The sequence below is a fragment of the Myroides sp. LJL119 genome, from assembly GCF_054871605.1.
In genome coordinates this window covers 93,342-116,136 of the sequence record NZ_JBTXLO010000009.1, presented here as the reverse complement: position 1 = coordinate 116,136, position 22,795 = coordinate 93,342, and the positions used below count along the sequence as shown (strand labels likewise).

Here is a 22,795-nt window from a genome sequence, read left to right as displayed (position 1 = left end):
TTTGCTGTAAAGATAACCGCAGCTATGTAATCTTTTTAATTGTTCCTATTTAGTAGCTAGGATATTTTGGATAACCTTCAAGATAAGCTCCAGCATAACTATGGTACACTACTTAGAATCTAAAATCAACTCAACTAGAGTACAAACAAAACAACCCCAAATTAAAAAACGCTGTAAATATTAATTTACAGCGTTTTATTAACTATTATTAAGTGATATTAATTACAAATTATTTCACTTCTTCGTATTCTACATCTTGTGTACCATCTCCATTATCTTGAGATTGATTAGCTTGACCTTGATCAGCTCCTGGAGTACCAGCTTGCTCAGCTTGTGCCTTATACATCTCTTCAGATGCAGCCTTCCAAGCCTCATTAATCTTGTCTAATGCAGGTTGAATTACACCTAAGTCTTTTGACTCATAAGCTTTTTTAAGCTCCTCTAAAGCAGACTCAATGTTAGTTTTGTTAGCTTCGGATAGTTTATCTCCAAACTCTGTTAATTGCTTCTCTGTTTGGAAAATCATTGCATCGGCTTCGTTAATTTTCTCCGCAGATTCTTTCGCTTTTTGATCAGCCTCTGCATTAGCCTCAGCCTCTTGTTTCATTCTTTGGATTTCCTCCTCTGTTAAACCAGAAGAAGCCTCGATACGAATATCATGTGATTTACCAGTTCCTTTATCTGTAGCAGATACTTTAATTATACCGTTTGCATCGATATCAAAAGCAACTTCAATTTGAGGTACACCTCTTTGTGCTGGTGGTAAACCATCTAAATGGAAACGTCCGATAGTTTTGTTATCAACAGCCATTGGTCTTTCACCTTGTAATACGTGAATCTCAACAGACGGTTGGTTATCAGCTGCCGTAGAGAATATTTGTGATTTTTTAGTTGGAATTGTTGTATTTGCTTCGATTAACTTAGTAAACACACCACCCATTGTCTCAATTCCTAAAGAAAGAGGCGTTACATCCAATAGTAATACATCTTTCACATCTCCTGTTAATACTCCTCCTTGAATAGCAGCTCCAATTGCTACAACTTCATCCGGATTAACACCTTTATGTGGTTTTTTACCGAAGAATTTCTCAACTTCTTCTTGAATTCTAGGAATACGAGTAGAACCTCCTACTAAAATCACCTCATCAATATCTGATTTAGAAATTCCAGCATCTTTTAATGCCTTTTCACAAGGAATCATAGAACGACGAACTAACTCATCAGATAATTGCTCGAATTTAGCTCTTGTTAACGTTACCACTAAGTGTTTTGGTCCTGCAGCAGTAGCAGTTACATAAGGTAAATTGATTTCAGTTTGTGTAGCTGAAGACAACTCTACTTTAGCCTTCTCTGCAGCCTCTTTCAAACGTTGTAATGCCATTGGATCTTTACGCAAATCCACACCTTCTTCTTTCTCAAACTCCTCTGCAAGCCAGTTGATAATAACGTTATCAAAGTCATCACCTCCTAGGTGAGTATCTCCATTTGTAGATAATACTTCAAAAACACCATCACCTAATTCTAAGATAGAAATATCAAATGTACCTCCTCCTAAATCGTATACAACAACTTTTTGATCCTTACCTGTTTTATCTAATCCATATGCAAGGGCTGCTGCTGTTGGCTCGTTAATAATACGTCTTACTTGTAATCCTGCAATCTCACCAGCTTCTTTTGTAGCTTGACGTTGTGCATCGTTAAAATATGCTGGTACCGTAATAACTGCTTCAGAAACCTCTTGTCCTAAATAGTCTTCTGCGGTTTTTTTCATTTTTTGTAAAATCATTGCAGAAATTTCTTGTGGCGTATATAAACGTCCATCAATATCTACACGTGGAGTATCATTATCTCCTTTTACTACTTTATAAGGTACAGTATCTACCTCTTCTTTAACCTGCGAATAAGTTTCTCCCATAAATCTCTTGATCGAAGAGATAGTTTTTGTTGGATTAGTCACAGCTTGACGTTTAGCAGGATCTCCCACTTTAATCTCACCACCTTCAACAAAAGCTACAACAGATGGAGTTGTTCTTTTTCCTTCTGCGTTTGGAATAACTACTGGCTCGTTACCTTCCATTACAGCAACACATGAGTTTGTAGTCCCTAAGTCTATACCAATAATTTTACTCATAATATTTTTATATTTTACTTTATACTTGTTTTTTACTTGTTTCGATTATTCTAATTTATCTAAGCTCGTTGCTTGCCTGTATATAAACAATCTCTATGCCAAGGCAAAATCATGTCACTTTTTACTGTTTTTCTCAACAACCATCTTGTAAAGTTATGTCATATTGTCATTTTCATGGTTCTATAAACCAGGCAAGCCTACATTTTTGTCACAAACCTATGACTCTCGGTTGCAAACTTCCACAAAACATTGTTAAAACACTATTCAAGTATTTGTGTAAAAACTTAAATAAATATATTTTTAATAGCTTATAAGATAAAAGTACAAATATTATAAGTTTAATACAAGCCTAATAACCTTTTTTTTAACAAAATATTTTTTCATCACCACTAACAAGTTTTTTACTAAAAAAAACAACACCATTTAACACATATAAGCCTATTTCTAATAAATAACACTTATTTACCTTTACAAAGCCAAGAAAATCAAGTGAGTAAACCAATAACAAAACTTAAACAAATCATTGCTTCAGATTATTATTTACTTATCTTCGTATTTATTAAAACCAACTACTTTATGGAATGTATTTCTGTATTTGATATGCTTAAGATCGGTGTAGGACCATCTAGTTCGCATACATTAGGCCCTTGGCGTGCTGCAGAGCTTTTTTTAAAAGAACTAAAAGAGCGTCAATTATTTAACAAAGTTAGCCATGTGGGTATAGATTTATTTGGCTCTTTATCTTTAACAGGTATAGGTCACGCAACAGACCTTGCCGTAATGTTAGGTTTAAGCGGAGCTGACCCCGAGTATGTACCCATTGAAGATATCAGTGGAATTATTAAACAAATAAATCACACCCAAACCTTAAATTTAGGAGGCCAGATTCCTATAGCTTTTCAGCCAAAACAAGATATTATATTTCACAAAGATTTTCTGCCGTTTCATGCCAATGGTATGACATTTACTGCAAAAACTAGCGAGCATGAAATTTATGAATCCACTTTCTACTCCATAGGAGGAGGTTTTGTGGTTAAACAAGAAACTGCAGAAAATATAGAAAACGATCAAATTAAGGCCACATTCCCTTTCCCGATTAGTAAAGCTACCGAATTATTGGCCTATTGCAAAGAGCAAAATAAATCGGTTTCTGAGATTGTGTACGAAAACGAAAAATCGTTAAGAGATGACAAACAAATTCATGCGGAATTAATGCGTGTATGGGACACCATGTTAGAATGCATGTATATTGGATGTCACACTGAAGGTATTTTACCCGGAGGCCTAAATGTTCGTCGTAGAGCCTATGATATGCACCAAAGCTTAAAAGGAGACTTACCTTATAATAATCCCAAAGAATGGCTACAAACTATTCGCAAAACAAAAGTATATTTCCGCCAGATATTAAAATGGGTTAGTTGTTTTGCTTTAGCTGTAAATGAAGTAAATGCCTCTTTAGGAAGAGTTGTAACTGCTCCTACCAATGGGAGTGCAGGGGTAATCCCAGCTGTTTTAATGTATTATTTAGTTATTGAAAACCATAAGGCTTCTGAAAAAGAAATCGCCCAGTTTTTATTAGTTGCAGGGGAAATTGGTAGTATATTTAAAAAAGGAGCCACTATATCCGCGGCCATGGGTGGGTGTCAAGCCGAAATAGGTGTATCTAGTGCGATGGCAGCTGGAGCATTATGTGAATTAATGGGAGGAACTCCAGAACAAGTAACTGTTGCTGCTGAAATTGCTATGGAACACCATCTAGGTCTTACCTGTGATCCTATTGCAGGGTTAGTGCAAGTTCCTTGTATTGAAAGAAATGCAATGGGGGCAATTAAAGCTATCAATGCTGCAGAATTAGCCCTTAATACAGACCCTAAAAATGTAAAAGTTCCATTGGACAAAGTAGTTAACACCATGTGGGAAACAGCAAAAGATATGAACAATAAATACAAAGAAACCTCTGAGGGAGGTTTAGCTGTAGCTGTTAGCCTATCGGATTGCTAAAGCAATATTTTTTTAGAATTAATATAAAAAACAGATTTTGAGCTTTTAAAAATGGTATTACTACTAAATTATTTACCTTTACAGCTTATAAAAATGCATAAAGATGTCAGTAGCAAAAAAAGATTATAAAAAAGTGACTACAAAATCACTAATAGATATGAAGGCCAATGGCGAAAAAATATCTATGTTAACTTGTTATGATTACTCGATGGCAAAAGCTCTAGAGGCTGGTGGTGTAGATGTAATGTTAGTGGGCGACTCGGCTAGTAATGTAATGGCTGGACACGAAACAACCCTACCTATTACCCTTGACCAAATGATATATCATGCCCAATCAGTAGTACGTGGTGCTGATCGAGCTTTAATAGTAGTTGACTTACCATTTGGTTCATACCAATCCGATCCAAAAGAGGCACTTCGCTCTGCAATCCGTATTATGAAAGAAAGTGGTGCGCATGCTGTTAAAATGGAAGGTGGTCATGAGATTAAAGACGGTATTAAACGAATTTTAGATGCAGGTATTCCAGTAATGGGACATCTTGGTTTAACGCCACAAAGTATCTATAAATTTGGTACCTATACGGTAAGAGCTAAAGAAGAACAGGAAGCACAACAATTAATCCAAGATGCTAAAATGCTAGAAGAAATTGGATGTTTTGCGCTTGTTTTAGAAAAAATACCCGCTGAATTAGCTAAAAAAGTAGCACAAAGTATTGCTATACCAGTTATTGGAATTGGAGCTGGTAACGGAGTGGATGGACAAGTGTTAGTTATCCATGATATGATTGGATTAACAAATGAATTTAATCCTAAATTCTTAAGACGTTACTTAAATATTTACGAACAAATGTCTTCCGCTGTTTCACAGTACGTGCAAGATGTAAAGTCAGTTGATTTTCCTAACCAAAACGAGCAGTATTAATTAGGTTCTACAAAAATTTTATATTGTATACAAGGTATCCTTTTTTTATAAAAAGGATATTTTTGTTTAAAATAAGCACTTATGAAAATTGTTTCTAACATAGATAATCTACAGGTTTTATACGAAGATAACCATCTTATTATAATCAATAAACGCGTAGGAGATATTGTACAAGGTGATAAAACCAATGATACACCTTTAAGTGATATTGTTAAGCACTACCTTAAAGCTAAGTACAATAAGCCAGGAGAAGCCTTCCTGGGAGTGGTTCATCGATTAGATAGACCAACTTCAGGAATTATTGTATTTGCTAAAACCTCTAAAGCTCTAACACGTTTAAATGAATCTTTTAAAAACAGAGATACAAAAAAAACATATTGGGCAGTTGTGAAAAATGCTCCTCCAAAAGTGGAAGATACCCTAGAGCATTTTTTGGTAAGAAATCCCAAGAACAATACATCTAAGGCTCATATAAAACAGGTACCAAATAGCAAACAAGCTAAATTATCTTATAAAATATTTCATCAATTCAAAAAATATTCAGCCTTACAAATTGATCTTCACACAGGTAGGCATCATCAAATAAGAGCACAATTATCCTTTATTGGTTGTCCTATAAAAGGAGATTTAAAGTATGGATTTGATCGTAGTAATCCCGATGGTGGCATACACCTTCATGCCAGAGAGTTAAATTTCACTCACCCGGTGAGTAAAGAATCGTTAACCATTGTGGCTCCACCCCCTAGTGATGTACTATGGGATGCTATTTCTTTATAAAAATAAAGCCCAAAAGTAGATTTTTCAAACCTCTACTCTTGGGCTATTTTTATTTAGTGGCAATGGGTAAGTCTTGCCTAGAATACTCACTCCAAGACCCAACATATAAATTTGCTAATCCTAAACCACTATGGGCAAGAGCTAAAATAGTATGACAGGCGGTGACTCCACTCCCACAATGAATCGTTATATTCTCAATTGGTATATGTTCGAATTCCAACTCATAAATACTTTTTAATTGTTTGGGGGATAAGAACCTACCATTATCTTGTAGATTCATCTCAAAGGGAAGATTAATTGCACCAGGAATGTGTCCAGCGATTAAATCAATAGGTTCATGTATTGCTTGATACCTTTGTCTTTGACGCACATCAACCACTATATGATCCTTACTTTTAGCCAATTCTATAACTTGTGACAATGTTTTTCTTGGCCATAAATAATCAGCAATAGGATAAGGTTCTACTTGTTTAAGCTCTGGTATAAGATTATTTACTTTAATACCTATTTCTTTTCCCCCTTGAAAACCACCATCTAATACAAAGCACTGGCTATGGCCAATACTTTGTAACATCCACCATAAACGACTTGCAGCGTTAGCTCCATTATTTCTATCATAAATCACCACGGTACTACTTGGTTGTACTGCCCATTTCTTTAAATTTAAAGAAAACTCATCTTTACAAGGTAAGGGATGTCTACCACCGTTTTTAGGGTCGATCTCTTTACTAGCTAAATCGTGCATATCAACATATACCGCACCCTTTAGGTGCTCCTTCAAGTAATCTTGATAAGCATTCGGCCCACCTACAGCTTCTAAGATAATCAAATCTTGTTTGTTTTGAGTAATCCACTGTAATAACTCCTGGGGCTGTACTAATGTATTTATAGTCATTTTTTTTATTGTGGAATTTACAGTTTTTTTCTGTGATAATTTAGTATTCTGCTTTTTTAACTTATTTAATTTTTTATAATTAAAATAGAAGGTGCAAAATGCAGCCAACGACTTCTTGTAGCGACTAATTGCTTCCAGGAGTCTAAGCTAATAATCATAATATCAAATTGCTCTATGAACTCTTTGCGGATTGTACGTTTTTTTATCATACGAATATGATTAGGTTTATAATGTTCTATCAAACGTACCTGTTCCTTGAAATCTATATTGGAACTAATTTGTTCAAGAGCATCTAGTACTGTTACTTGAGATCCTGCATTTAAAATCCATTTTTGGGCAAATTTTAAAAGTTCTAAATCTCCTTTTTTAAACACAGGAAAGAAAACCTTGTCCACACTTTTGAATTCTTTATTAATAAACACCCCAACAGGTACCTGACTTTTAAAGAGTATCTCTTGGGTACGAATATCAAATAAAGACTGCTCAAATAGCTTCTCTTTTCCTGTAACTCTATTTAATAAAGTATTAGGGTTTATGATATTGGTTGTAAATCCTAATATATTACCCAATAAGGTTCCTCTATAAATAGAATAACCCATTTCGGTTAAAAACAAATCACATCCTTGTTGATTAATCAACTCAACAATATCATCTGAAACACTAAGAGAAGCCTTATACAAAGTTCGGATCTCTTGCCCAAGGTCTTGCGCTTGTTGTAATACAGGTTCGAAAACTTCTGTCTCATAACTTGCTACATTATATGGTTTAATTTCATTAGAATCCACCACATTCATAGCAGTAACACTAGTATTAATACTGTTTGTTCCCACAAAACTATAAGCTAATTTTAAAAGATCTTTTGGTTTACTTACTTTATCAAACAATAATGTTACCTGATAAGAAAGAGGTCTTTCTTGTGGTTGTAATTCATCCGAATGCTTCTGCTTTTTAAAAATAAAATCTATCAAATCCAATAATGGCCCTGTCATAAAAGTAGTTGCTAAAGCCATTATAACCATCATAGCAAAGATTTCTCCGGTTAATACACCTAAATCAAATCCGATATTTAATACTATTAGCTCCATTAGTCCTCTTGTGTTCATCAGGGCTCCAATCACCAAACTATCCTTCCAATTTATCCCAACAAACTTTGCCGTTAAAGCACTACCTATAAACTTACCAACGGTTGCCACTAAAATAATAATCCCGGTTATCTTCCATAAATAAGGTTCATTTAAAAGACCAATTTCAGTTCTTAATCCGGTGTAAACAAAAAACAAAGGCAAAAATAAAATAACAGCTACATCCTCTACTTTTTGCATAAACAGCTCTCTAAACCTTGTGTTTTCAGGCATAATAACACCAGTCATAAAAGCTCCAAATAAGGCATGAATACCAATAACTTCTGTGGCGTAAGATGAAATTATAAGGATAATTAAAAACAATGCCACAAAACTTTTACTCATGGCTTGATGTGATGCATTAGTCTTTGCAACTTTTGCTAAAAAAGGTTTTACCAACTTAAGCATCACTATTACATAAATAAGAGCCAGAGCTATTGTATACAAAGAACTCACAAAGCTTCCTGCTTGCACAATAGCAATTACAGCCGCCAATAAACACCAAGCAGTAATATCATCTGCAGCAGCACATGTAATTGCAATAGATCCAATTCTTGTCTTATGTAATGATCTTTCTTGCACAATACGGGCCAAAACTGGAAAAGCAGTTATACTCATTGAGATCCCCAAGAAAAGACCAAAGGATAAAAACTCTGCCCCTTTTGGGGAAAAACTCTCAAAGATATAATAAGCCAGAGTAAGTCCAAGGGTAAAGGGTATGATGATACTTGCATGGCTAATTACAATTGCATCATGTGCTTTGTTTTTTAAGACCTTAAGGTCTAATTCCATACCTATAACAAACATAAATAGTATCAAGCCTATCTGACTTAAAAAACTAAGGTTTGCCAATGAATCTACTGGGAAAATCATTTGGGAAAACTCCGGGAAGTGCATGCCTAAAAAAGAGGGGCCCAAAGCAATACCAGCCACAATTTCTCCAATTACAGACGGCTGACCTATTTTTTTACAAAACCATCCAAAACCACGAGCCACTAAAACAATAGTAACTATTTGTGCCAATAACAAAGCAAGAGGGTTTTTTAGATTCTGATATAAAGTCAAATAAAAATTTTCAAAAACTGACTTATCACTCACATTATATATAACGTCTTGCTCGAGTAAACTTCCTTTACTAACTACTAAAAACATTAATAAAGAGCATCCTCCTAATAAGGTAACGTATAGAAATGTATTCTTGTATTTCTTCATAAACTTTTGGTTTGATTTCCATACAAAAATGTGATTTTTACCAGCGCTAAAAACCGCTTTTGTTTTAAAACAAAAGACTTGTGTAATAAAACCTAGAAAAAATGTAATAAACTAAATATTGGCCAAAAAATCAGATTTAAAACTTGCTCCTAATGAAACTAAAATTGGCTTACCACTAGAGTCTAATACCGTGGTATGGATCTGATCGTAACTATAAAAGCTAACTATTCTGTAGTTTATAATCTCCCTTTTATTTACCCTACAAAAGTTAGCCTTAGGTAGGCTACTCATTAACTTATCTAACGTGGTGTTTTTTAAAATTATTTTAGTTTGATTGTCAAAATATAGTTCCTTATCCCTGGGATCAGTCTCACAAGTGGTAATAAAATCAATATTATCAAACTGAATAATAGCTTTACCTTTATTGGTGTTTACATTTAAAAATGTGGGCCTTTTTTTCTCATGTAGCACCATACACACCTTGTCTATAGCCTTTTGCAAACGTTCTTTCTTTATGGGCTTTACCAAATAATCAATAGCATTTATTTCAAATGCTTGAACAGCATATTGTTTATAAGCTGTACAAAATATAATAGCTTTATCTGGCACCAATTCAGCTATTTCCATACCAGTAATTCCAGGCATATTAATATCGCAGATAAGTACCTGGTAATCCAAATTCATCTGTGCTTGTAGAAACTCCATCGGGTTGTTGAACACTGCAACGATTTGCACCTGTGGAATTTGATCGCTTAACATTTGTAAATATTTTAGACCTAGGAGTTCATCATCAAGAAGAACACATTTTACTTTTGAAATCATATAAATTCAAACTTAAATGAATGGAATATACTTTGGAATCTTGTTGTATTTCTAATTTATAATAAACCCCGTAGATTAGCTCTAGTCGTTGTTTTAAAGTCTGTAATCCATACCCGCTATTTTGTTTCTGTAAAGATTCTTTCTCTGAAGCCTTATTGGTTACAACTAAATCAAATTGGCCATTTTTTAATTTAAACAAAACACTTATAAAAGAATCTTGACTTTGTAAATCGGCGTGTTTAAATGCATTTTCAATTAACTCAATACAAATCAAAGGGGCTATTAACTCCTTTTCATAAAGCGGATCGTGTTGTGATATGATACTGCGTATATCCAGACGAAACAAAGGGTTTAGTTTAATTTTATTTATATCTATTAATTTAATGGCAAAATCATGCTCTTGTTTTAAAGTAACCATTTTATTTTTACTATCATACATTATATAATCTAACACACCGGCCATGCGGTCCAAAGAAAAATAAGTTTGATATGCAAGAGATTGCACGGAGTTTAAAATATTTTTAAACAAATGAGGGTCTAATCTAGACTCCAAATTTTCCAATTGCAAATATTTTAGTTTTTGCTCTAATACTTGATATTGCTTTTCGTAGCTGGCCAATTTAGAAGATCGTCTAAAAAAACTGTAACTCAAAACAAGGATAACTACCAATAAAAGTATAATCACAAGCAAGGCTAAATAAAATAACTTATGGGAATACACAAAACTCATCTATTTAATTTTTGGAAGTTCTTTAATTAGAACTAATTGGTTTTTAAAGTTTTTTAATTGCTCAGGGTTATTGTAATCATATATCATACTACCTTGTAAACTCTGATATTCTTGTGGTAAAATCTCTCTTCGAACAATTGAGTTTGCTTGTAAAGTGAAAAAGTAGCTATCTTGTTTATTAAAAGTAATATCAATACGCAAAATACCAGATTTTTGATCTACATAAAAAGGCAAGACCCTATTTAAACTCGCGTAAAATAAATCACTACTGTAAATCGTTACTTTCCAGGGTAAATAACCTGGGGGGTTATCTAGACTATCTTTTAATGTATAGGATGCTCTTTGGACAGTGTAATTTGCAATTTTCAAAGTATCGGTGTCTTGCGTATAATCTTTGGTATAAAAAGAAAGATAAATTGGGAGCTGTACTTGTTGTAAAACTGGATTATTTTCCTGATAAATTAAATTCACTGAGCTTTTAAGCCCCACCTTACTTGCCAGGTAGATATAACCGGTTTGCAATAAATCATTATATTTATTTTGCACCTTATAAGTCAAAGACTCCCCTAAATATACTGCTTCATAACCTGCTAAATAAACTTGATTTTTCATGTAGGGAAATAACCCATAGTTTTTCCAAAAATTTGGGTTGTTAGCTATAAACTCTCTAACATATAAGCTATCACTACTTTGCCTGTAAGTGTTGTCTTTGACATAGGTAGAATTAAAAATCATTGAATCTATAAAGGATTGTATTATCGTATCACTTATAGTTAAGTCATAATAAATTACTCCTTGATCAAACTCCAAATCATTGAAATCTATTTTTTCAGGTTTATTCTTTGGAATGAGCATGGTACTAGAACTAGTTTTCCGAGTACAACTGGTTAACATAGCAAAAAATAAAAAAACAATAAATAATCTGTAACCAAACATAAAATGGTTTTTTAAAAATTTAAAGATAATAACTATTTTAATTAATTAGTAGTTACCTTAAATACTTTTAATTTGTCATACCCATTTAAACACCTCAGCAAAAACATATAAAGCAGATAAATTAAAATTAAAAAAAGTAAAATATCATTAGCTCTTCATTGAACATTGTAGCTCTATTACTTTGCAGTAATAACATGTGCTGTAAAATTGTTGGCGGATACCTCAATAGAAAATAAGTGAGTTAAAGAAGTTCATTCGCATCGTAATGTAAGAATACTGGTAAAAAACACTTTATTTATTGAAGATTATAACGGACCATAATTCAAAATCATTACCCTTGCTATTTTTAAAGTAATCTATAAAAATAGTAAGCAATAACTCATTGGAGGATTCTTATATTTTTATGAGCAAAAACTTAAATTGTAAAAATATTAATAAACATCACTCTTTTTATGAATACAAATATTTATTTAACATTGCTAGTAAAAAACTTAAACTCAAAAACAAATAAATACGCGTAGTATAAAGTGGTTTTTAGTTATTGTAAATTGAAAGTTTCTAGAGTCCTTTTTTGAATAAAAAAACTAAATAAATAGACTTACTTTTAAACAAAAGAAAGTAGTTCTTTTAAAAAGCTACTTTAGTTATTTTCATAACAATAGTATTTCTGAAAAGAACATGATTAAAAAACGGTTATCTAAACATCTTAGCTATTTAATCAAAATATTATTATATTATTAATAATACAAAAGATTTAAAAAATAGTATAACTGTATTTTACGAATATTTCCTGTAATTTGCTAAGAGACTAATACTGATTAATATGATACATAAAAAATATAAAGTAAGTGGAATGACCTGTAACGGATGTCGTACAAAGGTAGAGGATACTCTAAACCAAATCGATCACGTAAAAGCCCAGGTTAACTTGGAATTACATCAAATTGATTTAGAACTAACCAAAGAAATTGACACTTTAACGCTTCAAAAACAATTATTTAAAAAAGGTCCCTACGTACTACAAGAAATAGTACAAGCAAAGGATGGTTCACAAGAATTATTGGATCCTGTTTCGGTAGATCCAGAAGATATGCATGAAACAGAAATTCCTACCAGCATGCAAGATAAGGCCGGAAAATATTTCTGTCCCATGCTATGCGAGGGTAACAAAACCTATGACTCAAACGTAGGCTGTCCCGTTTGTGGTATGAATTTAGAGCAAATCCCTGCAGCTAAACAAGAAAAAACAGTTTATTACTGCCCTATGCTTTGTGAAGGTGATAAAACCTATGACAAGGCACAAGACTGCCCTATTTGCGGAATGCCATTAGTGGCTAAAACCGTTTTGATTCAACCCCAGGATACTACCTATAGGGATATGCTAAACAAACTATGGATTTCCATTGGCTTTACCTTACCTGTTTTTATTTTAGCTATGGGACCGATGATTCCCAATAATCCAATAACAAGTTGGATTCCTTTTTCGGTTAATAATTATTTGCAATTTTTATTCACACTGCCTGTTATATGGGCTTGTTGGATGTTCTTCCACCGTGCTTGGATCTCATTTAAAACATGGAATTTAAATATGTTTAGTTTAATAGGTCTTGGGGCTGGAGCTGCTATGATTTTTAGTATCGTTGCATTGTTTTTCCCAAACCTATTTCCTGAGAGTTTCCAATCCGAACATGGTATACATCTATACTTTGAAAGTGTTGCCGTTATTTTAACTTTAGTTTTAGTGGGGCAAGTCATGGAAGCTAGAGCACATAGCAAAACTAGTTCGGCTATAAAATCTTTATTAGAACTAAGTCCTTCCACAGCCCGAAAACTTACCCACGATGCACAGGAAATACAAATTAGTATACAAGATATCAAAGTTGGGGATAAATTAGTGGTTAAACCTGGGGATAAAATACCGGTAGATGGACAGATTCTTGAAGGACAAAGTCACATTAATGAATCGATGATAACTGGAGAACCTATTTCTGTTTTTAAAAACGTTTCGGATAAAGTAATTGGTGCTACTTTAAATGAAGATGGGAGTTTTGTTATGGAGGCTCAAAAAATTGGATCGCAAACCCTACTATCACAAATCATTGATATGGTAAACAATGCATCTCGAAGCAGAGCTCCAATTCAAAATCTAGCAGATAAAGTTTCGAAATACTTTGTACCTATAGTAGTAATGGTGGCAATCCTAACTTTTATAATATGGTTTGTTTTCTCCCCAACGGATAAACTTTCTTATGCCATTATAAATTCCTTAGCTGTTTTAATCATAGCTTGTCCTTGTGCCCTTGGTCTTGCCACCCCAATGTCTATAATGGTAGGGATAGGCAAAGGAGCTCAAAATGGAATATTAATCAAAGATGCTCAGAGCTTAGAGATAGCCAACAAAGTTAATGTACTTATTACAGATAAAACGGGTACTTTAACCATGGGAAGACCATCGGTTGAGTTTATAAAATCTGTTCATATCGATTATACCGATGAGCAACTACTTTATTTAAGTGGATCTTTAAATCAAAACAGTGAGCATCCTTTATCCAAAGCCTTCACAGACAAAGCCAAGGAACAAAGCATAGAGTTAACACAAGTAAAACTTTTTAAAAACACACCAGGAAAAGGTATACAAGCAGTAGTGGATAAACAAAGAGTTTCCTTAGGAAACCAAGCATTAATGCAAAGTATCCAAATAGAGATACCTGAAAGTATCATCCAAGAAGTTGAAAAATATCAAGCACAGGGAAAAACTGTCTCTTTTCTGGCAGTAGATCAAACCCTATTAGGCTATGCAGTAATATACGACCCTATAAAGGAATCTTCATTAAAGGCTGTAGAAGACTTGCAAAAAAAATCAATACAAGTCATTATGGTTACCGGAGATAATCCTTTGACTGCTAAAGCGGTGGCCGATCAATTAGGAATAAAAAATTACATTGCAAAGGCAATGCCGCAAGATAAATTAGATATTATAACCAAGCTACAACAAGAAGGTAAAATTGTAGCAATGGCAGGAGACGGAATCAATGATGCCCCAGCCTTGGCTAAAGCGGATGTCGGAATCTCGATGGGAACCGGGACGGATGTTGCTATTGAAAGTGCAAAAATAACTTTGCTAAAAGGAGATTTAAGTGGTATTCCAAAGGCGATTAATCTTTCTCACAAAGTAATGGTAAATATTAAACAAAATTTATTTTTTGCCTTTATTTACAACACAATTGGTATACCAATTGCAGCAGGGGTTTTGTTTCCAATCTTCGGAATAGTTTTATCACCAATGATAGCTGCTTTAGCCATGAGTTTCTCTTCGGTATCGGTTATTAGTAATTCCTTGCGTTTAAAAAATATAAAACTCTAATAAAACACATTACCTTATTAATATGTAAAAAACCATAAAATCCGTAGCTTCTAAGAAACTACGGATATTCTATATTTTTAATTTTATTTCTAGGTATAGTTAAATTTCAAACCCACCACATTCTTTAAATGAGTCATTTAAAAGCTTATCTATTTAATATCCTTTTTCTTAGGTGAGTTCGGCTTAATAAAAACAGATAACAATAATCCTACTCCTATTATAATATTAATTATTATGTAGGTTTTTTTGCTTATATCAAAAACATAAAAAGGTTGTATAATTAAAATTAGCACCAGATAGGTTATTACCTCTACAAGTTTTTTATTAACATGCGAATTATAAGCCAAAATACTAAAGGCAACAAATACAACAAAGCTTACTAACCTGTAATAATCCTCTGGCATCGAAAATGCAGTGGTTAATAACATAACTGCTACAAATATTTTTATTGCTTTTTCCATATTAGAATAAATTAATGCTCTATCATTAAAGATACAAAAATTACCTTTACTGTTAAAAACTGTTTTTTAACTATCTAATAATTTAACATTTTCTCCATTTAATTCTATTATACTTTATGGCATAAGAATTCCATAGCTTATAATCTTTGCCGTGAGGTATAATAAATATTTATATTTGTAGAAAATTCCCATAAAAACAAATATAATGGAACAACAATTCGCACAAATAATTGTAAACTACCACAGTGAGGTACTAGAGAAGCAAACAGAAGAAATACTTTGGGGACTTATTGTGGATAAAGAAAAAGGATTGTTTAAAATAGATAATATTCCTTTCTACGGACCAGAACTTTCCTGCGAAGATATTGTCTTTGCCACCCCTTTGGATCAAAAAGATACCTATTTAATGCAGGAGGTTTATCAATACTCAGGAAATAGTACTATACAGGTAATTGTACAAAAAGACACATACAATAAACAAGATCTTTACAATGAAATTTTATATGCGCAAACCGAAATTGAGGTAGTGGATGATTATTATTTTGTAATAAATATTCCTTCACAAACAAATTACCGCAATGTTTATGCAATCTTAGCTGCTTTAGAGGAAGAAAAAGTAATAACTTTTGCAGAACCTATCTTATCGCCAAAGCACGCCTCAGACTTGCGATAGAATTCTTTAAGACATATCCCCTGCAAAAATAATTAATCTTTTTAGGGGGTATGTTTATATTTGTAGAAATTCAAATAGGTATTAGAACTGAAAATAGATAAATGGTTGTGGCCCTGCGGTTGCAGTTGCAAATACCACCCAAAATACAAACCCTAATATTACCGATTTGACCAATATTGGCGAGGCATCAAAGATTTGGTGTAAAGGATCAAACCATCTTAAAGGTAAAAAATGCCAAATAAATCCAATAGCTATAATTAAAAAAACACTTTTATATCCTTGGTAAATAATATACCAAGCCTTGGGGTCCATTTCTAAGCTGCCTATATTATAGATAATATCTAAAGCGGTATCAAATGAATTAGCTCGAAAGAATATCCAGCAAAAAGTCACAAAGTGAAAAGTCAGTATAATACTAAACAATCGCCAAGCCCAATTAGGTTTTACTGCTTTAGCCCTTGGAAACAATTCCATAAACATCTTATGAACCGCTAAGGCTACTCCATGTAAGGCTCCCCATACGATAAATCTTAAGCTTGCTCCATGCCATAACCCACCTAATAACATAGTGGTTAAAAGGTTAAAATTAGTTACCATACTTTTATGTTTTTCTTTGGAAAGAACTATAGTTAGTCCAAAGACAAGTATACTACCTAAGGCAATTAATAAAGGAACAATACTGTGATCTATTTGAATTATTCCCCAAATTAAAATAGCTAGAAAAAATAGAGCTGGGAAAAAATAACCTGCAAAACTACCATTACGATTTCCTCCTACCGATATATATAAGAAATCTTTTAGCCAAGTAGATAAGGAAATATGCCATCTTCTCCAAAATTCTGTTATGGACATACTTTGATAAGGTACATCAAAGTTCTTTGGCAATCTATATCCCATTAAAAGAGCTATTCCTATGGCCATATCAGAATATCCCGAAAAATCACAATAAATCTGGATTGCATACCCGTAAGTTGCCATTAAATTTTCAAATGCAGTATAACTATTAGGAGCATCAAAAACCCGATCTACAAAGTTTACAGATATATAGTCTGATATCACCGCTTTTTTTAACACCCCACCAATAATCAATAAAAAGCCTTCGGTCACTTGGGTTCTTGATACAAATACTTTTGCATAAATCTGAGGAATAAACTCCTTTGCCCTAACTATTGGACCAGCAACTAATTGAGGGAAAAACGAGATAAAAAACAGGTAATCCAAAAATGATTTGGTAGGTTCTATTTCCTTTCTATAAATTTCAATTATATAACTAATGGATTGAAAAGTAAAAAAGGAAATTCCAACTGGCAAAATGATAGAATCTAAATGAAAACTTGTATTGGCCACAAGGTTTACACCATCCAAAAAGAAATTAGTATACTTAAAATAACCTAATAAAGATAAGTTTACAATAATACTGATTGTAAGTAAACTTTTCTTTTTAATAGGATTATGTGTCTTGTAGATAATATCTGCCAAGTAATAATCCAACAAGGATGAACCAATTAGTACTAAAAAATAATATCCACTTGATTTATAATAAAAAAACAAGGAGAAAATAACGACATACAACAACCTTATATGAAAGGTTCTGCGCATGGCTATATAGAACAAATAAAAGACAAGAAACATTCCAAGAAACAATCCTGAATTAAAAAGCAATGGTTCTTTAGCATTAAAAGTAAACCACTGAATTAAATCAGAATAACTTGGCATTGGTATTTCTATATTAAATAGATTCATCTAATGAATTGTGTTTATTTTGAAAAAGTTGTGTATAGGTATGCATTAATGCTTGATAAAACAAATCAGCAGAGTATTGATAACCTTTAACTGTATAATGCACTAAATCTTTAGCTAAATAGCCTTTCTCTTGTAGGCTTTTTAATCCTAACGTACCTCCTAAATTATAGTATAGGTCCCAAATAGCATAGCTATTCTCTATACTGTTTACAATTAATTGATTACTTAGACCCGTTACCAAGGTATTGGGTTTATTTCTACCAAAATAACTTGGAGGGGGGGATGTAATTAAAACATCTACCTGTGGATTTGTGCTTTTAAGGACTTGCAAAAATTCATTAACCTGATTTTTAAACTCCTCGGAATCCATTTTATCAAAAGATTCATTTGTTCCCATAGAAATAATAATCAAATCTGGTTCTAAGCCCTTTAATTGTTCAAAAAATAAAGGATACTTTGTATAATCAGAATAACGAGCTCCATTTACTCCAATACTGTGATATACAATCCCAGGGTTTTGATTCTCTAACACAATGCCATTTAAATCATACAAGTCTAGGTTTTGATTTGGATAAAAGTAAATTTGACTAACCTCCCTATCTAAATTAAAATCAAAAAAACCATCTTTAAAAACAGCTTGTTCACTAGAGAATTCACTTAAGTCTATTTCTACTGGTTGAGTTTGCTTACTAGGGATAAATAAGTTCTTACCTGCTACAATATTGTCCCCACGTAAATTATTAAGCTTTTTAATATCCGATATACTAACATGATACTTGCGAGCTATTAAAGATAAAGACTCGCCGCTTTTTATCTTGTGGGTAATTTTCATTGGCGTGCCACTACTCAGGGCAATTTTTTTAGCACTTGTACCTAGATTAAAAACCTGCTGAGTTTCTGGTGTAAATACTTTGACACGAGTAAACCGATACTGATCACTATCAACAGAGAGCTCAATTACAGGTGTTTTTTGATTTGTAGATAAGGCAATACCACTTAACCCTACATTGGCCCCATTAACAGGAAATATATTTCGGTAACTATCCCAGGTAACATTAGATGAATATTTAACCGATGTATTGCCATTGGTACGCGCTAATTTATAAGGAAAAGCAAATCCCAGACCGGCATTACCAAAGCGATCCTGTAAAAGCTCTCGCATTCTACCAGTGAAAAAATCAGCCTGAATATGCGAATCACCAATATGAACAATATTTACTTTACCTTGTTTTAAGGAATCCACCTGGTGTAGTTTTTGCCAAAAATGGCTTAGATTTTCCCAATGATATATCATTTGATTTCCTGTGGAATCAAGCATCTCAGAATACTTTTGATCCCCAGATAAGGAATCTTTTAAAGTAAGTTCTCTAGCCTGATTATAAGCCCATGATGTGTTAACACACAGTATAAAAGTAATGATATAGACAATTTTGTTACTTAACATAAAAAATGGTGTAATAAGTATATTGCAATTAGATTTTTTTTAATTTTCAACCTCCAGGGAGTCTACTTGCTTCTTAATGCTTTGTTGGTGTAGATCACTTTGCTGTTTTTGCAAAACAGCCTCTTGTTTCTGGCGTTTTTCCTTATAAATTAAATAAGCATTTTGAATCTGATCAAACATTAAGCCAGCAACTTGTTTGGCTCCATTGTAATTAAAGTGTGTATAGTCTTTATTAGCTCTTGTTGGGAGCTCTTCTACCCATTTAACCATCGAGCCTTCACCTCCCATGGCTTGATAAAGATTAAAGAAACCAACTTGCTTGTCTAAAGCATATCTTTTTTGCGCTTTAACTAAAGGTACTACGGCTGAATCCGTTTGCATTACAGACTCATACTTAGTTGACTTATCGGCTGTGGAGACAACTAAAATACTTGCATTTGGAAAACAGTGTCTTAGGTGATCTACAACACGTCCCATTTGCTTGGTATACCAACCATAGTTATAGGATCCGTAATTAAGAACGTTTGTACCAAAATGTAAAATTATCAAACCATAATCTAAATCTTTATCAAAGCTTTGCATGAAAGAAGGACTAAATAAAGATATAGGAAGTCCCGAATTTCCACGAGATGAATAATTATCTACTTGCACTCCTGTTTTCCCACTTACATCAACACCGTAAAAGGCAATCGAATCACTATCAACAAAATTTAAATCTATTTTAGATACAGCTCCTGGAATTAAAAGTAACTTGTTAAGTTTACCCTGAGCTGCTAAAGATTTATGGATAGTATCTTTATTAACAATTACTTGTACTTCTGAGCCTTTTCTAGGGCTTTTTCCATAATATAGAGTAGGATTATATAAAGCCTTCATATTGGCAAGTCCTCCTGCTTGAATGGATAATTTTGCACTACCGCTTGAATCCTTAACAAAAAACACATGACCTGAAACGCCAAAGGGATTAGCAGGGTGTTTTGTATTAACATAACTCTGTGTATTCCAATTCGAGGAATAACGATGTACAATAGAGGCTCTACTACGACTCGACTCAACATTTATGGGAATAAATCCTACTCCGGAGCCCCCGTATGTTTTTTGAAATTGAGCCCGAAGATCTTGCACAATCATATCGCCATCTGTCATCGAATCACCATAATAAGCAATACGTACTCGTTTAGAGCTATTGTGCTCTAACTCATATAAACGACTAAAAAAACTCTCTAAATAATTCCAGTTATCCGAACCTATAGCTGAATTAATCTGAAAATCCTGTTGGCTTAAATACCTTGTTTCTTGATTTTGAGGCAATAAAGAATCCTCTGCTTGGGTATCTACTTGTTTACTTTGGTTATCAGTTTGACTAATTTTTTTAGATTCTTTGCCCTGTATACTATCATTTTTATAATCCGCAACAGCTTGTAATAATAAAGAATCAATAACAACATTCTTATTAACTACAGGCTCGGCACTTAAGATTTTTTGAGGCAATTTTGCTTTAAAAAATAAAAAAAAGCCACTTGCCATTATTAAAATGACAAGCGACTGGTATATATATGATTTTTCTTTTTTCACCTAGGTATAAATTACATGCGCTCTGGCACAGCAATCCCTAATAAAGCAAAAGCGTCTTTAATTATTTCACCTACTTTATGTGATAGCTGTACTCTAAACACTTTTAGAGTTTGATCTTCTTCTCCTAAAATAGACACTGTTTGATAAAACGAATTATATTCTCTTACTAAATCGTAAATATAATTAGCTATCAAAGCTGGACTATAATTTTTAGCTGCATCCTGAATAACTTCAGGGAAGTCACTCATTATCTTTACCAACTCCTTTTCTTTAGGGTCCAATACAATACCCGTTATATCTTGATCATATTGAAAATCCGCCTTGCGGATAATGCTTTGTATACGCGCATAAGTATACTGAATAAAAGGGCCTGTATTACCAGCAAAATCAACAGATTCCTCTGGGTTAAATAAAATTCGTTTTCTTGGATCAACCTTTAGAATATAGTATTTCAATGCTCCTAGTCCAATAGTATTGTATAAAGAGTGTTTTTCTTGGTCAGAATACCCTTCTAATTTCCCTAAATCCTCCGAAATACTTTGAGCAGTAGCTGCCATCTCAAGCATCAGATCATCAGCATCTACAACAGTTCCCTCACGGCTCTTCATTTTTCCTGAAGGTAAATCTACCATCCCGTAGGATAAATGATATAAGCGTTCAGCCCAATGAAATCCAAGTTTCTTTAAGATTAGAAATAATACTTTGAAATGATAATCTTGTTCATTACCAACTGTGTAAACCATTCCCGATACATCCGAAAAATCTTTAACACGCTGAATTGCCGTTCCTAAATCCTGGGTCATATACACAGAGGTACCATCTCCGCGTAGAACTAATTTCTCATCTAATCCTTCATCGGATAAATCAATCCAAACCGAATTGTCTTCTTTTTTAAAGAAAACACCTTGTTCTAAACCTTGTTCAACTATATCTTTACCTAATAGATAGGTATCGCTCTCATAATAATTTTTATCAAAATCAACACCTAAGTTTTTATAACTAACAGCAAACCCATCATAAACCCATTGATTCATTTTCTTCCAAAGCTCGATCACTTCAGGGTCATTAGCCTCCCAATCTAAAAGCATTTGTTTAGCTCTTAAAATAATAGGAGCTTGCTGTTTGGCTTGATCCTCACTTAACCCTTGTTGCATTAAAGCGCTAATTTCCTGTTTATATTCAACATCAAACTTAACGTAATAATTCCCCACTAACTTATCTCCTTTTAAACCAGTAGACTCCGGGGTTTCACCGTTACCAAATTCTTTCCATGCAAGCATACTTTTACAAATATGAATACCACGATCATTTATAATCTGTGTTTTATATACTTTATTACCTGCGGCTTTTAAAATCTCAGCAACGGAATATCCAAGCAAATTATTTCTAACATGTCCTAAGTGTAATGGCTTGTTTGTATTAGGAGATGAATACTCCACCAACACAGCTGCAGAGTCCTTAGTAAGGGGAACAAATCCATAGTGCTCTTGTTGTCTTACACTATTAAAAAACTCGATATAATAACTATCGGCTACAACTAAGTTCAAGAAGCCTTTTACAACATTAAACCGCTCGATAACAGAAGTATTCTCTACTAAATAATCACCTATTTTAGTACCAATCTCTACTGGGTTCCCTTTTATTTGTCGTAAAAAAGGGAAAATAACTACTGTAATATCGCCTTCAAACTCTTTTCTTGTTCCTTGGTACTCAACTTTCTCTACGGTAACACCGTATAATTGTTGAACAGCCTTTTCTATCTGAGGAGTTAAAATCTGATTTAATGTCATTTTTTGTAATTTTAATAAACGACAAAGATAATTTATATTTCTACATTATAAGAACACAAAGCAAGGAATTTAAACTTAAAACGAACTATTTATCAATAAACAAGTACACAGAACAACCAGCCAAACCTCTTTTTTACAACAAAACACAAAAAGTGACTATTTTCATACTTTAGATATAAAAAAAATACCCGTAGTACT

At 33.2% G+C, this 22,795-nt stretch carries 16 protein-coding genes; 5 read left to right on the top strand and 11 right to left on the bottom strand.

Annotated elements, in window-relative coordinates; genetic code table 11:
- Window positions 1-229 precede the first annotated feature (229 nt).
- Entirely contained in the window at window positions 230-2,131 is a 1,902-nt protein-coding gene (gene dnaK / locus ACYSNV_RS10420; RefSeq protein ID WP_461762502.1) for a molecular chaperone DnaK, read from the bottom strand.
- Between the two features lie 576 nt (window positions 2,132-2,707).
- Here dnaK and ACYSNV_RS10415 point away from each other — a divergent pair.
- The 3 genes from ACYSNV_RS10415 (at window position 2,708) to ACYSNV_RS10405 (ending at window position 5,831) form a co-directional block, all read left to right on the top strand.
- The gene (locus ACYSNV_RS10415; RefSeq protein ID WP_461762501.1) at window positions 2,708-4,132 is read left to right on the top strand and encodes an L-serine ammonia-lyase; all 1,425 of its coding nucleotides are present in this window, start codon (window positions 2,708-2,710) and stop codon (window positions 4,130-4,132) included.
- A gap of 103 nt (window positions 4,133-4,235) precedes the next feature.
- Complete coding sequence (gene panB / locus ACYSNV_RS10410) at window positions 4,236-5,054, top strand: 3-methyl-2-oxobutanoate hydroxymethyltransferase (protein ID WP_461762500.1); 819 nt, start codon at window positions 4,236-4,238, stop codon at window positions 5,052-5,054.
- A gap of 81 nt (window positions 5,055-5,135) precedes the next feature.
- Window positions 5,136-5,831, top strand: a complete 696-nt coding sequence (locus ACYSNV_RS10405; protein ID WP_461762499.1) for an RluA family pseudouridine synthase — start codon at window positions 5,136-5,138, stop codon at window positions 5,829-5,831.
- A gap of 49 nt (window positions 5,832-5,880) precedes the next feature.
- Here ACYSNV_RS10405 and ACYSNV_RS10400 read toward each other — a convergent pair whose 3' ends face one another.
- The 5 genes from ACYSNV_RS10400 to ACYSNV_RS10380 form a co-directional block, all read right to left on the bottom strand.
- Complete coding sequence (locus tag ACYSNV_RS10400) at window positions 5,881-6,726, bottom strand: sulfurtransferase (RefSeq protein WP_461762498.1); 846 nt, start codon at window positions 6,724-6,726, stop codon at window positions 5,881-5,883.
- 65 nt (window positions 6,727-6,791) lie between these two features.
- Window positions 6,792-9,059, bottom strand: coding sequence for a cation:proton antiporter (locus ACYSNV_RS10395; protein WP_461762497.1), 2,268 nt, complete (start codon window positions 9,057-9,059; stop codon window positions 6,792-6,794).
- A 111-nt stretch (window positions 9,060-9,170) separates the two neighbouring features.
- Window positions 9,171-9,881 (bottom strand): LytR/AlgR family response regulator transcription factor, encoded by a 711-nt coding sequence (locus ACYSNV_RS10390; protein WP_461762496.1) that lies wholly within the window; start codon window positions 9,879-9,881, stop codon window positions 9,171-9,173.
- Entirely contained in the window at window positions 9,850-10,611 is a 762-nt protein-coding gene (locus ACYSNV_RS10385; protein ID WP_461762495.1) for a sensor histidine kinase, read from the bottom strand. The genes ACYSNV_RS10390 and ACYSNV_RS10385 overlap by 32 nt, the downstream gene beginning before the upstream one ends.
- A complete protein-coding gene (locus ACYSNV_RS10380; protein WP_461762494.1) occupies window positions 10,612-11,466 on the bottom strand; it encodes a hypothetical protein in 855 nt (284 codons plus the stop codon).
- Window positions 11,467-12,373: 907 nt separating this feature from the next.
- Here ACYSNV_RS10380 and ACYSNV_RS10375 point away from each other — a divergent pair.
- Window positions 12,374-14,911, top strand: a complete 2,538-nt coding sequence (locus ACYSNV_RS10375) for a heavy metal translocating P-type ATPase (RefSeq protein ID WP_461762517.1) — start codon at window positions 12,374-12,376, stop codon at window positions 14,909-14,911.
- 149 nt (window positions 14,912-15,060) lie between these two features.
- Here the strand turns inward: ACYSNV_RS10375 and ACYSNV_RS10370 are convergent, their stop codons facing one another.
- Window positions 15,061-15,372 carry a DUF6804 family protein gene (locus ACYSNV_RS10370; protein WP_461762493.1) on the bottom strand — a complete coding sequence of 104 codons (312 nt, stop codon included), beginning with the start codon at window positions 15,370-15,372 and terminating at the stop codon, window positions 15,061-15,063.
- Window positions 15,373-15,577: 205 nt separating this feature from the next.
- On the opposite strand from ACYSNV_RS10370, the gene ACYSNV_RS10365 reads away from it, so the two are divergent.
- The gene (locus tag ACYSNV_RS10365; protein ID WP_461762492.1) at window positions 15,578-16,045 is read left to right on the top strand and encodes a DUF4265 domain-containing protein; all 468 of its coding nucleotides are present in this window, start codon (window positions 15,578-15,580) and stop codon (window positions 16,043-16,045) included.
- 81 nt (window positions 16,046-16,126) lie between these two features.
- On the opposite strand, the gene ACYSNV_RS10360 is transcribed toward ACYSNV_RS10365, so the two are convergent.
- The 4 genes from ACYSNV_RS10360 to argS all read right to left on the bottom strand — a co-directional run bounded on the left by ACYSNV_RS10360 (window position 16,127) and on the right by argS (window position 22,597).
- Window positions 16,127-17,788: an MBOAT family O-acyltransferase gene (locus ACYSNV_RS10360; RefSeq protein ID WP_461762491.1), complete on the bottom strand. Its 1,662-nt coding sequence runs from the start codon at window positions 17,786-17,788 to the stop codon at window positions 16,127-16,129.
- Window positions 17,775-19,232, bottom strand: coding sequence for a LysM peptidoglycan-binding domain-containing protein (locus ACYSNV_RS10355; protein ID WP_461762490.1), 1,458 nt, complete (start codon window positions 19,230-19,232; stop codon window positions 17,775-17,777). The genes ACYSNV_RS10360 and ACYSNV_RS10355 overlap by 14 nt, the downstream gene beginning before the upstream one ends.
- 39 nt (window positions 19,233-19,271) lie before the next feature.
- Window positions 19,272-20,723 (bottom strand): SGNH/GDSL hydrolase family protein, encoded by a 1,452-nt coding sequence (locus ACYSNV_RS10350; protein ID WP_461762489.1) that lies wholly within the window; start codon window positions 20,721-20,723, stop codon window positions 19,272-19,274.
- A gap of 95 nt (window positions 20,724-20,818) precedes the next feature.
- Entirely contained in the window at window positions 20,819-22,597 is a 1,779-nt protein-coding gene (argS, locus tag ACYSNV_RS10345; protein WP_461762488.1) for an arginine--tRNA ligase, read from the bottom strand.
- Between the last annotated feature and the right edge of the window lie 198 nt (window positions 22,598-22,795).

Excerpts from the sequence above, each read along its gene's own strand:
- dnaK (WP_461762502.1), bottom strand. The coding sequence starts at position 2,131 with ATGAGTAAAATTATTGGTATAGACTTAGGGACTACAAACTCATGTGTT.
- ACYSNV_RS10415 (WP_461762501.1), top strand. The coding sequence starts at position 2,708 with ATGGAATGTATTTCTGTATTTGATATGCTTAAGATCGGTGTAGGACCA.
- panB (WP_461762500.1), top strand. The coding sequence starts at position 4,236 with ATGTCAGTAGCAAAAAAAGATTATAAAAAAGTGACTACAAAATCACTA.
- ACYSNV_RS10405 (WP_461762499.1), top strand. The coding sequence starts at position 5,136 with ATGAAAATTGTTTCTAACATAGATAATCTACAGGTTTTATACGAAGAT.
- ACYSNV_RS10400 (WP_461762498.1), bottom strand. The coding sequence starts at position 6,726 with ATGACTATAAATACATTAGTACAGCCCCAGGAGTTATTACAGTGGATT.
- ACYSNV_RS10395 (WP_461762497.1), bottom strand. The coding sequence starts at position 9,059 with ATGAAGAAATACAAGAATACATTTCTATACGTTACCTTATTAGGAGGA.
- ACYSNV_RS10390 (WP_461762496.1), bottom strand. The coding sequence starts at position 9,881 with ATGATTTCAAAAGTAAAATGTGTTCTTCTTGATGATGAACTCCTAGGT.
- ACYSNV_RS10385 (WP_461762495.1), bottom strand. The coding sequence starts at position 10,611 with ATGAGTTTTGTGTATTCCCATAAGTTATTTTATTTAGCCTTGCTTGTG.
- ACYSNV_RS10380 (WP_461762494.1), bottom strand. The coding sequence starts at position 11,466 with ATGCTCATTCCAAAGAATAAACCTGAAAAAATAGATTTCAATGATTTG.
- ACYSNV_RS10370 (WP_461762493.1), bottom strand. The coding sequence starts at position 15,372 with ATGGAAAAAGCAATAAAAATATTTGTAGCAGTTATGTTATTAACCACT.
- ACYSNV_RS10365 (WP_461762492.1), top strand. The coding sequence starts at position 15,578 with ATGGAACAACAATTCGCACAAATAATTGTAAACTACCACAGTGAGGTA.
- ACYSNV_RS10360 (WP_461762491.1), bottom strand. The coding sequence starts at position 17,788 with ATGAATCTATTTAATATAGAAATACCAATGCCAAGTTATTCTGATTTA.
- ACYSNV_RS10355 (WP_461762490.1), bottom strand. The coding sequence starts at position 19,232 with ATGTTAAGTAACAAAATTGTCTATATCATTACTTTTATACTGTGTGTT.
- argS (WP_461762488.1), bottom strand. The coding sequence starts at position 22,597 with ATGACATTAAATCAGATTTTAACTCCTCAGATAGAAAAGGCTGTTCAA.